This is a genomic window from Hymenobacter rigui (assembly GCF_003944715.1).
Lineage (GTDB): Bacteria > Bacteroidota > Bacteroidia > Cytophagales > Hymenobacteraceae > Hymenobacter > Hymenobacter rigui.
The window spans coordinates 92915-104934 of the sequence record NZ_RWIT01000005.1 but is presented as its reverse complement, the minus strand read 5'-3'; the positions used below and the strand labels follow the sequence as shown (position 1 = coordinate 104934).

The 12020-nt window shown below is 55.3% G+C and carries 12 protein-coding genes; 4 read left to right on the top strand and 8 right to left on the bottom strand.

Annotation, left to right across the window (positions count from 1 at the left end; all coding sequences use genetic code 11):
• Nucleotides 1-317 precede the first annotated feature (317 nt).
• The 4 genes from EI291_RS23430 to EI291_RS11355 form a co-directional block, all read right to left on the bottom strand.
• Complete coding sequence (locus EI291_RS23430; protein ID WP_317127648.1) at nt 318-1184, bottom strand: hypothetical protein; 867 nt, start codon at nt 1182-1184, stop codon at nt 318-320.
• 185 nt (nt 1185-1369) lie between these two features.
• A complete protein-coding gene (locus EI291_RS11365; protein ID WP_240635517.1) occupies nt 1370-1807 on the bottom strand; it encodes a hypothetical protein in 438 nt (145 codons plus the stop codon).
• A gap of 63 nt (nt 1808-1870) precedes the next feature.
• On the bottom strand, nt 1871-3061 hold the full coding sequence (locus EI291_RS11360; protein WP_125419945.1) for a proline dehydrogenase family protein: 1191 nt from the start codon (nt 3059-3061) through the stop codon (nt 1871-1873).
• Nucleotides 3062-3234: 173 nt separating this feature from the next.
• Complete coding sequence (locus tag EI291_RS11355) at nt 3235-3720, bottom strand: hypothetical protein (RefSeq protein WP_148103403.1); 486 nt, start codon at nt 3718-3720, stop codon at nt 3235-3237.
• 97 nt (nt 3721-3817) lie between these two features.
• Here EI291_RS11355 and aroB point away from each other — a divergent pair, with 97 nt between their 5' ends.
• From aroB to EI291_RS11340, 3 genes are all read left to right on the top strand, one after another.
• Entirely contained in the window at nt 3818-4861 is a 1044-nt protein-coding gene (gene aroB / locus EI291_RS11350) for a 3-dehydroquinate synthase (RefSeq protein ID WP_240635516.1), read from the top strand.
• A 123-nt stretch (nt 4862-4984) separates the two neighbouring features.
• Nucleotides 4985-6214 (top strand): 3-phosphoshikimate 1-carboxyvinyltransferase, encoded by a 1230-nt coding sequence (locus EI291_RS11345; protein WP_125420416.1) that lies wholly within the window; start codon nt 4985-4987, stop codon nt 6212-6214.
• A 159-nt stretch (nt 6215-6373) separates the two neighbouring features.
• The gene (locus EI291_RS11340) at nt 6374-6901 is read left to right on the top strand and encodes a hypothetical protein (RefSeq protein ID WP_125419943.1); all 528 of its coding nucleotides are present in this window, start codon (nt 6374-6376) and stop codon (nt 6899-6901) included.
• A 22-nt stretch (nt 6902-6923) separates the two neighbouring features.
• Here the strand turns inward: EI291_RS11340 and EI291_RS11335 are convergent, their stop codons facing one another.
• From EI291_RS11335 to EI291_RS11320, 4 genes are all read right to left on the bottom strand, one after another.
• On the bottom strand, nt 6924-7718 hold the full coding sequence (locus tag EI291_RS11335) for a helical backbone metal receptor (RefSeq protein WP_240635515.1): 795 nt from the start codon (nt 7716-7718) through the stop codon (nt 6924-6926).
• Nucleotides 7719-7889: 171 nt separating this feature from the next.
• Complete coding sequence (locus tag EI291_RS11330) at nt 7890-8960, bottom strand: M42 family metallopeptidase (RefSeq protein ID WP_125419942.1); 1071 nt, start codon at nt 8958-8960, stop codon at nt 7890-7892.
• Nucleotides 8961-8984: 24 nt separating this feature from the next.
• Nucleotides 8985-9530, bottom strand: a complete 546-nt coding sequence (locus EI291_RS11325) for a GNAT family N-acetyltransferase (protein WP_125419941.1) — start codon at nt 9528-9530, stop codon at nt 8985-8987.
• A gap of 9 nt (nt 9531-9539) precedes the next feature.
• Nucleotides 9540-11108, bottom strand: coding sequence for an acyl-CoA carboxylase subunit beta (locus EI291_RS11320; RefSeq protein WP_125419940.1), 1569 nt, complete (start codon nt 11106-11108; stop codon nt 9540-9542).
• 268 nt (nt 11109-11376) lie between these two features.
• Here EI291_RS11320 and EI291_RS11315 point away from each other — a divergent pair, with 268 nt between their 5' ends.
• A complete protein-coding gene (locus tag EI291_RS11315; RefSeq protein WP_170172605.1) occupies nt 11377-11979 on the top strand; it encodes a hypothetical protein in 603 nt (200 codons plus the stop codon).
• The last annotated feature ends 41 nt before the right edge of the window (nt 11980-12020 follow it).

Here is a 12020-nt window from a genome sequence, read left to right as displayed (position 1 = left end):
CGGGGGGTGAAATGAATAAAACTCTGAACCAAGTGGCAGCCGTTCTGGTAGGCTACGAACACAAAGCGGTACCGGTTGTACTACTCAACGCTGCCACCAACGCAATAAGTGCCCCGAAATGGTAGTAAGCACTACGCTAAGGGCTGAAAACCGGCCGTCAGGTTGCATCCGGTGCATCGGCCGCGTTTCGTGAATATAGCGGTTCAGCAAATAACCGCCCAAAAATGAATAGCCGATGAGGAATATTCGGGTAATGCACAAAAAAAGGCTCTTCCCATTACAGGAAGAGCCTTTTTTAGAAACCCTTGAGGACGTGACTAGTAGCGACGTACTTTGTCGCCGCTGTGGCGACGGAATTCCTCTTCGAAATACTGAGCGTCTTCGGCATTGCGAGGACGTACGCCCATCACAATGTTGCCGTTTTTCACGTCCGATTCGTACTCAGCAGCATGTTCTTCGGGAATGCCCGAGCCTACCAAGGCACCCACCAGGCCGCCCGTGAGGCCACCGGCACCGGCACCGGCCAGAGCTGCAGCAATAGGACCAGCAATGATCAGGCCCAGACCGGGCAGGGCTACCGAAGTACCAATGGCGGCAATGGCACCGATTATAGCACCGGCAGTACCGCCAATGGCCGAACCTACACCAGCACCTTCCATAGCTTTATCGCCGAGGTCGGTATCGGGCGTATTATCACCGAAGTGCGCCTTGCGGGTATCATCCGACATCAGCAGGTTCACATCGTCTTTGGAGTATCCCCGCGACGACAGTGACTCATAAGCACGCTCAGCACTAGCACGGTCACGGAACGTACCGGTAGTGTAGTTGCTACCCGTACCATACGTATGATTCGAGCCGGTTACGGCACGGGCGGCATCACCAGCGGCGTTCTGAGCGGCATCAATACCGGAACCAACTGCAGCGCCTACTGACCCGGCTGCGGCAGCACCTTTCTGCGTGGCGCTGTAGTCGTGATGCGGGTTATTGTCAGTGGAAGAGTTGGTTGGGTAGCTGGGCGAAGTCGAGGAGGGGATGGACGAATCACCGGTGGAGGAGTTCCCCATATTACCGCTGGACGTCGTGTTGGCACCGGTGCCGTAGCCAGTACCAGCCGAGCCGGTACCATAGTTAGCGCCTGAACCAGTACCTGAATTGGTGGGGTTAATCGAATCGTTGGTGTTCATGGGGTGGGGGATTATTTTGAATGAAATAGGAGAGAGTTTCCGTCGGTAATTGGAAAGGAAAGGCCGACGGAGGTTTCGAGGTAGCTTAACGCAGCCCTGTATCAGAGGTTACGCAAAGCACATGGCTCTACTCCAATTTATTCACCCAATAAGCCCAATTTCAGGCCCCAAATGCTCTTTTTCGCTCACGCAAATTTTTCGAAGTTCTCTTCATTCTGCCAAAATGCCCGGCACTCGCGGCGCATGTTCTTCAAAAAATCTTCCTGCTGTTTCAACTCGCGCCACTCGCCCAAGCCCAGCCGCTCACACAACTTATAAAAGTTGTCGCCCTGGCCCTTGGAGCCTTCTACTTTTACCAAGCAGCTAAGGATAGGGCGGCCGGCTCGGTGCTCGTTTTCAGAAATTTCGGCCAGAATCTCATTCAGGCGCGCTTTTTCGTGCGAAATATCCAGGTTGAACCCAAGTTCAGCTTCCTGAACCAGATTCAGGTAGCTGGTAGTGCCTACCTGTGTGCGGGAAAAACGAATTAAATGGCTACGTACTCGGCCGGTCATGGGCAATAAGGATGGGAGATGAAAGCGGAATGTAACAAAAAAAGCCCGTCGTGTCGGCAGCTTTGCCAACACAACGGGCTTAGAAATTTCAAAAACTGTGCCGCTCAGCCAACTATCTTCTGAATTTTATACTTAGCGGGCTTTACGCCGATTCATTTCCTTCTGAATTAATAAAAACTCTCGGCTGGTCTGGCCCGCAATGGCGGTGTTTTCGTCAGCACGCCGCAGCAGGTAGGGCATCACCGAAGCCACCGGGCCATATGGTACATACTTGGCCGTATTATAGCCCGCATGAGCCAGGTTGTAGCTCAGGTTGTCACTCATACCGTAAAGCTGCGCAAACCAAATACGAGGGTCACCGGGCCGTATATCATACTCCTGCATCAGCTCCGTCAGTAGTTTGGAGCTGGCTTCATTGTGCGTGCCGGCGCAGATGCTGATACGATCAGCGTGCTGCACACAGTACCGGAGCGCCTCATTGTATAGGTCGTCGGTGGCGGGCTTGGTGGGGTTGATGGGGTTTTCGCGGCCTTGCTGCGCGGCCACTCGCGCTTCTTTCTCCATGTAAGCGCCCCGCACTAGCTTGCCACCCAGGTAATAACCGCCAGCTACGGCATCATTGTATGCTTTTTTAATGGCATCCAAACGGTCGTGGCGGTACAGCTGGTACGTGTTCCAGACAATAGCCGACTCCCGGTTATAGCGCTGCATCATCTCGTAGGCCAGCTGATCAATAGTGTCCTGAAACCAGCTTTCCTCGGCATCAATGAACACCCGTACTCCATACTGATGGGCGCGGGCGCAAATAGCATTGATGCGTTTTTTGGTTTTTTCGAAGCTGATCTGCTCGGCGGGAGTAAGTGCTTTGCCAGCCTGTACTTTCTCCAGAATGGCCGCGTCGCCAACGCCCGTCACCTTGAATACCGAAAACGGAATATGCTGGGAGCGGTGCGACAAATCAATAGTAGCCAGTATTTCGGTGGTAGTGGCGTCAAAGCTCTTGTCGTCACCTTCTCCTTCTACCGAGTAGTCTAGGATGGTGCCAATGTGGTAGCGGCCCAACTCCTGAATAACCGGCAGACATTCCTGAATGGTTTCGCCCCCGCAGAACTGCTCAAAAATCGATTTCTTGATCAGAAATTTCGTGCCGGGTAAGTGCCATTTTAAAGCCGTCTTCATGAGCCCGCCGCCAGTTTTCACCAGCGCGTTGTTGTTCATAGCGGCAAACAAGGCGTACATCTTACGCAATTCACCATCCGATTTGGAGGCAAAAGCAACGGCAGTGTCCTCAAAGGAGATGGGTGGGGCTTGGGTTACGGGCATAACGGGGGTGGTTGATCGGCAGAAGGGGGTGGCCGTTTACGGGCATAAAGATAGCCGGTAAACATTTTCTGCCAGACGATAGTTGCCTCGTGCCTGCATGCCTTATTGCACTGGGGCTATGTATAGCTCCCACCGAGTGCCACGGCAACCCTGCTAAAGCCGGTAGCTTGTCGCTAGTAGGTCTTATGTGTGGGTAGCTGCGCCGATACTTCAGTAACTACCCGAATATAAGTGTGTGCCAGTAACTTACCGTTGGTGTCCTGCAACTGCAGGCGGTTGCCAATAACCGAGTAGTATTGATTGTTCTGATACCCCCGATACATAATGATGTGCCGCGAAGGCTGTCCTAAGCCGCCCATGTCGCGACGTACTGAAAAAGCAGCGGCGCTGACCAGTGCTCCATCCTGGTAAAAGCGGGCCCGGCCCCGGCGGTCAAACTCCACCACAACCTTATGCCCGGTGTTATCCGGCGTCAACGCTGGTTTGCCATTGGTAGCTGTCTGCTGCCACTCCCAGCGGCCTACTAAGCCCTCTTCAAGAGTTGGCATTGAGTCTTTACTGCACGAGCCAAGGGTGCCGCATACCAGTAGCACTGCCATGACGTATATGCCACGAACAAAAGATTTCATAATCGAATAGAAGGTAAGTTGCGTTTCCATGATCGGAACCTGGGTAGAATAGTTGCATCAAAGCAAGCTATTTTTGTCTGATTTCTTGCAACCGTTTGTCGAAAAGTTTTCTAAAACTCATAATATTTTGAACGAAACGTTGTTTGTGGGCTCAGAAGCCTTGCCTGAACTAGCTAAAATTGCTGTTCGGCCCACTATCAGTCAGGTAATTGTGCTGGTTGATGCCAATACAGCACGGCAGTGTATGCCGCTGGTTGCGCCCTATCTGCCGGCTGGTTACCGGGTGGTGGAAATTCCGGCGGGGGAAGAATACAAGACCCTGCTGACCTGCGAAACACTATGGGCCGATTTGACCACTCACCACGCCGACCGGTATTCATTGGTGATTAACGTGGGAGGGGGCGTCGTAACTGACCTTGGCGGGTTTGCAGCAGCGCTCTATAAGCGAGGCATCGGTTTTGTGCAGGTACCCACTACGTTGCTGGCGCAGGTAGATGCCAGTGTAGGCGGCAAAACCGGAGTTGATTTCCAAGGCTTCAAAAATCAGCTGGGCGTGTTTCAGCAACCACTGGCCGTATGCATTGAGCCGCGCTTTCTGCAAACGCTTGACCCTCGCCAACTGAAGTCAGGCTATGCGGAGGTGGTGAAACACTGGCTGATTGCCGATGCGGAAGCCTTCACCCGTAACCGATACATTGGTGTGCTGGGCATCGATGACTGGACGCCGATTATTAAGGAGTCCGTAGCCCTGAAGCAACAGATTGTGGAGCAGGATCCGCTGGAAAGCGGCTTGCGGAAGCTGCTGAACTTCGGACACACCGTGGGGCACGCGCTGGAAAGCTACCTGCTACAGCAGCCCGGCCGCGAAATCCTGCACGGTGAAGCCGTAGCGGCCGGCATGGTATGCGAAGCTTGGCTGAGTTATCAGAAAGGCTTGCTGCAGGCCGAAGAGCTGGAGCAAATCGAATCCTTTCTGTTTTCGGTATTCGAGAAAGTGCAGTTTGTTGGCCTTGAAACCGAAGCAATTGCTGAGTTTGCACTGCAGGACAAGAAGAATGCCGGTTCGACTATCAACTGCACATTGCTGAACGGTATTGGCCAGGGTGTATATGATCAACCGGTTACTTTGGCGGAAATTGCGCAGGCATTGCAGTATTATCACCGCCTCTGATGCTCGTCGGCTGCCTGCGGCCCCTTTCTCAATTTTTTCAATCGGCGCACTCTGTTGATCTGCGCCTCGTAACCTGCTGTAGCCATCAATTCATCTATTCTCCTGACCGGACCTGTGGGACCAGTGCGCGGCACCGCGCAGGTGCCGGCCTCCAAAAGTGAAAGCAACCGCGCCCTCATCATTCGGGCGCTGGCGGGCGCTGGCGAGTTGCACAACCTCTCCGACGCCAACGATACGCAGCTGATGCAACGCCTGCTGCTCGACCCCACCGCAGCGGAATTCAACGCCGAGGACGCCGGCACCGTGATGCGGTTTCTGACCGCCTACCTGGTCATGACGGGCCGCCAGACGGAGCTGACGGGTACCGCCCGGATGCAGGAGCGGCCCATTCGGGTGCTGGTAGATGCGCTGCGGGAACTGGGGGCGCGTATTGAATACCAAGGGCAAGAAGGCTATCCGCCGCTCCAACTGCTGGGCCGTACACCTGCTCCCGCCACCGAGGAGTCGGCCGACTTTACAGAGTTGAAAGTGCGTGGCGACATCAGCAGCCAGTACATTTCGGCCCTGCTGATGGTGGGTCCCACGCTGCCCCACGGCCTGCGCATCTGGCTGACGGGCAAAGTCGGCTCCCGGCCGTATATCCGGATGACGCTGGCATTGATGCAGCACTTCGGGGCCGTGTGCCGGGATTTGGGCGAGGTGCTGGAAGTGCGCCCTCAGGCCTACACGCCCACCGACTACACGGTGGAAGGCGACTGGTCGGCGGCCAGCTACTGGTACGCGGTGGTGGCCCTGGCTCCCGATGGCTCCCACCTCACGCTGCCTACGCTGCGCCGCTATTCCTGGCAGGGCGACCAGGCTATTGTTGGCATTATGGCGCATTTGGGAGTACACACCGAGTTTCTGGCTGATGAGCAAGTGCGCCTGAGCAAAACAGCCGTCGGATCCGGATTTAGCCAGGATTTCACCGACTGCCCCGACCTCGCTCAAACCGTAGCCGTGGTGGCCGCCGCCTTAGGCGTACCCGTGCTGATGACGGGCCTGGAAAGCCTGCGCATCAAGGAAACCGACCGGATTGCCGCCCTGCAGACGGAGCTGGCTAAGTTTGGCGGCTTCCTGACTGATGAAGGCGATGAGCGTTTCCGGGTGTCGTCCACCGGCTTTCGTGTCAACGGGCAATCGGTGGCCACTTACCACGACCACCGCATGGCTATGGCATTTGCTCCGTTGGCCTTGTTAGGGCCGCTCACTATTGAGGACCCCAAAGTGGTACGCAAGTCATATCCGCAGTTCTGGCGGGAGCTGGAAAAAGCTGGCTTCAACACCGACCCTGCGCCGGCACCGGTGTTCTGATTATCCCCTTAAAACGAAAAGATGCCTGTCCGAAATAGACAGGCATCTTTTCGTTTTAAGGGGACAATATCGACAGAGTGGATTCGACGATAAGGGTAAACCTGTCGTTTTGGAAGTTAAATATCCTGCGTTTATTGGCAGATACATACACCATCCGCTATGACTATTACGCAAAAAATTCTGCTGCTTGGTGCAGTATGCATGTGGGGAATGAGTCAGGTTGGGTATGCCCAGCAGCCGGTGCCCAGTACACACGATGGGGGGGAGCCTATCTTCCTGCTCAATTCCACCACAATTATTAACGGCTTGGTTGCTGATTTCAACCCGGCGGATATTCAGCAAGTGCTAGTGTACCAACCCAGTCTGCGTTCGGCTACAGATTCGTTGCCTTCATGGCAAGCTACGTTGGGTACCGGTGTGATTGTGATTGAGTCGAAGCGACAGATACCGGCGGAGACCTTCCTGGCAATCGGGCAGCGGCTGCAACCGGCAGGACCGTTACAATTTGCACTGAATGGCCACTGGCTTAGCGCAGAAGCAACGGCAAGACTGCGCGTCGCATCCGGAGCTATAGCGCAGCTGTATGTGACCTACCCAACCGCCAGTCAACCCGCAACCCTTGTGGATGTCCGGCTGAAACAGATGCCCAAAAAGGAACATCCGCCCGGCTCAATTTTTATTCGTTAAGTCCGGAGTATCTACGCTACACTTACAGCTCCCGAAAATACGCCGCAGAGTAGCGGAGGCGGCTGCCGTACCAGCTGAACAGTTCCCCATTGACAATGCGGACTTGAGCTGCGGGGCAGATTTCCTGAAACTCGGCCACGTGCTTTTCGCCGAAGGGGTATGGCTCGGAGGAAAGCAGAATCTGCTGCGGAGCGGCCTGGCGGAGCTGGTCGGGCTTGATTTCGGGGTAGCGGCCCAGCTCACCGAACACGTTGCGGAAGCCGGCCCGCGCCAGCAACTCATCAATGAACGTGCCGCCGGCCGCCACCATGTAGGGTTTACGCCAGATAAAATAGGCTGCCGGCACGGGCTCGGCCACCCGCGGCAGGACCGAGAAAGAAGCCTCAATTTCGGCGGCTAGCACCTCAGCGGCTTCTGCGCGTTGCGTTAGCAGTCCTACCCGCCGGATCATACTGAGCGCCTCGGGCAGGGTGCTGATGTCGCTCATCCAGACCGGGTAGCGCTCCGCCAGCCGTTCAATACCTTCCTGGTAGTTTTCCTCCTTATTGCCAATGATGAGGTCGGGCTGCAGGGCGTCGATTTTGTCGAAATCGAAGTTTTTGGTGCCGCCGATGACGGTAGCCGACTGCCGGGCCTCGGTTGGGTGAATGCAGAACTTGGTCACGCCCACCACCCGCGTCCTCAGGCCCAGCGCAAACAGCAGCTCCGTCTGCGACGGTACCAGCGACACAATGCGCTGCGCCGGCAGCGGCACAGCCACCCGCCGCCCCATCTGGTCGGTTACGGAAAGCGGAATCACGGGTTCAAACGGATTCATGAAGGTGCACGAAAGGGTGATATTAAAGCCACAGAAGCCGCAGCAACCCGCTGCGGCTTCTTGGTACAGAGCGTACGAATTATGCGAAAAGACGCTTCTGCCTGATAGTAGTCAGATGGCAGGAGTCGTCCACGAAATCCGATTAATCCGTCTGATCCGAAAAATCCGTGATCAGCTGAAGTACCGGAAATCGTGTTTGTCCTCGATGCGCAGCAGCGTTTCGCAGATGAGCTGGATGACGTTCTGTACGTCATCCTTGTGCACGGTTTCAACGGTGGTGTGCATGTACTTGAGGGGCAGCGAAATCAGGGCTGAGGCCACTCCCGAGTGGGAGTAGGCGAAGGCGTCGGTGTCGGTGCCGGTGGCGCGGGTAGCGGCGGCGCGCTGGAAGGGAATTTCGGCATTCTGGGCCGTTTCAATGATCAGCTCCCGCAGGTTGTTCTGCACCGCCGGGCCGTAGGTAATCACGGGGCCTTTGCCGCAGAACAGGTCGCCGGAGGTTTTCTTCTCGTACATCGGCGACTGGGTGTCGTGAATCACGTCCGTCACGATGGCCACATCGGGTTTAATGCGGTGGGCAATCATTTCGGCCCCCCGAAGGCCAATTTCCTCCTGCACCGCATTCACAATGTAGAGGCCGAAGGGCAGCTTCTTTTTGTTCTCCTTCAGCATGCGGGCCACCTCGGCAATCATGAAGCCGCCGATGCGGTTGTCCAGCGCCCGGCCCACGTAGAACCGGTCGTTGAGCACCGTGAATTCGTCCTCAAACGTCACCACCGAGCCCACGTGAATGCCCATCTGCTCCACTTCCTCTTTGGACGAAGCGCCGCAGTCGAGGAACACGGTTTCGATGGTGGGAGCCTTGTCCTGCTCCACCTTGCGCACGTGAATGGCCGGCCAGCCGAACACCGCCTTCACAATGCCCTTCTTGGTATGGATATTCACCCGTTTGCTGGGAGCCACCAGCGGGTCGGAGCCGCCGTTTTTGCGCAGGTACAGAAAGCCGGATTCCGTGATGAAGTTCACGAAGTAGCTGATTTCGTCAGCGTGGGCTTCAATCACCACTTTGTAGTCGGCCTCCGGATTCACCACGCCCACCACCGTGCCGTAGGTATCCACGAAATACTCGTCGATGTAGGGCTTGAGGTAGTCCAGCCAGATTTTTTGGCCTTCCTTTTCGAAGCCAGTGGGAGAGGGGTTATTGAGGTACTTCTGCAGGAAGTCGAAAGATTCTTGACGCATAAAGCAAAGATTCAAAAAGATACACTACAAACGGGCCGCCAGATGGTTTTGGGCCGCATCCGGCCACTCAGGAGCGTGCCAGGCCATCGGAATATCGGCTTCCAGTCCCTGTGCACCGGCCACCCGGCCCTCAAAGCGGCCTTCCTGACGGAAGCCCAACTGATCGTACAACGCAATGGCGCGGGTGTTGCTTTCGCGCACCAGCAGCTCCACCCGGCGCACCTGCGGAAACTGGGTCTGGGCGCGGCTCAGCAGCTCGGTGAACAGCCGCCGCCCCAGTCCCTGGCCCTGCGCAGCGGGCACAATGGCCACCGTCAGGTCGCCGAGCACGTGGGCAAAAATCTGCAGGCCTGCTTGGTAGGCGTGAATTTCCGCCACCAGCTCACCCGCCTGTTCCGCCACCAGTCCGATGCCCTGGGCCAGGCTGCGCGTCAGGAAGTGCTGTACGTAGTCCTCGGTTATTTCCTCGGGCCGTCGGGCCAGCCCCCCGCTTTCCGCCGACACGCGCTGGTACAGCCGCCGAATGGCGGACGCATCGTGGAGCGTGGAGGGACGGATGGTGATGGACATAGCGGCAGACTACAGCGGAATGTTGCCGTGCTTTTTGCGGGGCAGCGTGTCCACTTTGTTTTCCAGCATCTTGAAGGCGCGGATCAGCTTCTGGCGCGTCTGCGAGGGCAGAATTACCTCGTCTACGAAGCCGCGGTGGGCGGCGCGGTAGGGCGTGGCAAACTTTTGCTGATACTCGTCCACTTTCTCCTGCAGCTTGGCTTCGGGGTCTTCGGCTTGGGCAATTTCGCGCTTGAAGATGATTTCAGCCGCGCCCTTCGCGCCCATTACGGCAATTTCGGCGGTGGGCCAGGCGTAATTCATATCTGCCCCGATGTGCTTGCTGTTCATCACGTCGTAGGCCCCGCCGTAGGCTTTGCGGGTGATGACGGTGATGCGCGGCACGGTGGCTTCGCAGAAGGCGTAGAGCAGTTTGGCCCCGTTGGTGATGATACCACGCCACTCCTGGTCGGTGCCGGGCAGGAAGCCGGGCACGTCTTCCAGCACCAGCAGCGGAATGTTGAACGAGTCGCAGAACCGCACGAAGCGGGCCGCTTTGGTGCTGGCATTGATGTCGAGCACGCCGGCCAGCACGGCTGGCTGGTTGCCCACAATACCGATGCTGCGGCCACCCAGGCGGGCAAAGCCCACCACGATGTTTTCGGCGAAGTTCTGGTGCACCTCCAGGAAGGAGCCGGCGTCGATGATGCCGTCAATCACTTCCCGGATGTCGTAGGGCTGGTTGGGGTTATCGGGGATGATGGTGTCGAGGGCGGCGCGGCTTTCGTCCTGGCCGGCCTCGTAGGGCACCATTGGGGCGGTTTCCTCGCAGTTCTGGGGCATATAGCTCAGCAGCTGCTTGAGGTGGGTGATGCAGGCCACTTCGTTGGCGCACGAAAAGTGCGTTACGCCGCTTTTGGCCGAGTGGGTGCTGGCTCCGCCCAGCTCCTCGCTGGTTACGTTTTCGTGGGTTACGGTTTTCACCACGTTGGGGCCGGTCACGAACATGTAGCTCGTGTCCTCCACCATCAGGATGAAGTCGGTAATGGCCGGCGAGTACACTGCGCCGCCCGCGCACGGCCCCATAATGGCCGACAGCTGCGGCACCACGCCCGAGGCCAGGGTGTTTTTGTAGAAGATATCGGCGTAGCCGCCCAGGCTCACCACGCCTTCCTGAATACGAGCCCCGCCCGAGTCGTTGAGGCCGATAACGGGGGCGCCGTTTTTCATGGCTAGGTCCATAATCTTCACGATTTTCTCGGCGTGGGTTTCGCTCAGCGAGCCGCCAAACACCGTGAAATCCTGCGAAAACGCGTACACCAGTCGGCCGTTTACGGTGCCGTAGCCGGTCACCACGCCGTCGCCGAGGTAATACTCCTTGTCCAGACCGAAGTCTTTGGAGCGGTGCATTACAAACTTGCCGATTTCCTCAAACGAGCCTTCGTCGAACAGCAAATCAATCCGCTCCCGGGCGGTGAGCTTGCCTTTTTTGTGCTGGGCATCAATGCGGGCCTGGCCGCCGCCGAGCAGTGCTTCGGCGTTTTTGCGGGCGAGAATTTCGGTTTTGCTTAGTTGGGCGTCAGCGTGCGGATCAGACATTGTGGGGTGGGAAAGAGTCAGGGTAGTTACTTCGGTAAGAGGTTCAAAGGTAACGCGTGGGTACAGAAAAGCCGCACCATAATTCTGAGGATGCTTTACGAGATTATAGTGTTATTTTACGAAAGATTGAGTCGCAAAAGGAATAGTCACTGTCTTTTGAAACCCGGCTTTTTTCTGAAAATATTCTTGATATCTAATGAGATACATATTCTGTTTGATTTTTTTGACTTTGACTTCTTGTCAAAGCTTGTGGCCTAGTGTTACTACTATGCCTTCAGTTAATCTGATGCCTGAAGAGATTTTTATTGATAGTGTAAGTATTGGAAGGAAGCGAGAAAATAGAATTGATATATTAAAATACAAAACTAGCGACAGTGTGTATGTTGTTATTAATTTCTATTCCAAAAGCAACAGTAAGTGGAAGTTGCTTAATAAGTATAAGTTTGAAAAAGATTATTTATCTGGAATTGACCCAGTAATTACTGATTTTAATGGTGACGGCCTAAATGATGTGACTTATGTTTCCGATGTTGCCGCTAGAGGCTCAAATGAAATTAGGCGTTTATTTATCTATAGAAGAGAAAGCCATGATCTGATGCTGGTGAAAAATTCTGAATTATATCCTAATATGCTATACAATAAAGAGTTAAAGTGTATTGATGCTCTCTTGTTGCACGGAGGATGTACAACAGTATTTCTGAAATTAGTTAACGACAGCTTAAAAGCAACTGCTAGTGTCGAGTTATCAGACAGCGTGTATGTAAAAACGTACGACGAGGGTGGTAGAGAGAAGAGTAAGGTCGTAAGGGCCGCAGGCGATGATGAATTTATAAGGTATAAAAATTTCAATCCTTTAGAAGAGTATCAATAATCTGGTGTAACAACAAAACCGGCCGGCTCCTCTACAGGAAC

Bases quoted from the DNA above. Each gene is read 5' to 3' on its own strand.
- EI291_RS11340 (WP_125419943.1), top strand. From the start codon at position 6,374: ATGACTATTACGCAAAAAATTCTGCTGCTTGGTGCAGTATGCATGTGG.
- EI291_RS11320 (WP_125419940.1), bottom strand. From the start codon at position 11,108: ATGTCTGATCCGCACGCTGACGCCCAACTAAGCAAAACCGAAATTCTC.
- EI291_RS11335 (WP_240635515.1), bottom strand. From the start codon at position 7,718: ATGAATCCGTTTGAACCCGTGATTCCGCTTTCCGTAACCGACCAGATG.
- EI291_RS11330 (WP_125419942.1), bottom strand. From the start codon at position 8,960: ATGCGTCAAGAATCTTTCGACTTCCTGCAGAAGTACCTCAATAACCCC.
- EI291_RS11325 (WP_125419941.1), bottom strand. From the start codon at position 9,530: ATGTCCATCACCATCCGTCCCTCCACGCTCCACGATGCGTCCGCCATT.
- EI291_RS11360 (WP_125419945.1), bottom strand. From the start codon at position 3,061: ATGCCCGTAACCCAAGCCCCACCCATCTCCTTTGAGGACACTGCCGTT.
- EI291_RS23430 (WP_317127648.1), bottom strand. From the start codon at position 1,184: ATGAACACCAACGATTCGATTAACCCCACCAATTCAGGTACTGGTTCA.
- EI291_RS11315 (WP_170172605.1), top strand. From the start codon at position 11,377: ATGCCTTCAGTTAATCTGATGCCTGAAGAGATTTTTATTGATAGTGTA.
- EI291_RS11355 (WP_148103403.1), bottom strand. From the start codon at position 3,720: ATGGAAACGCAACTTACCTTCTATTCGATTATGAAATCTTTTGTTCGT.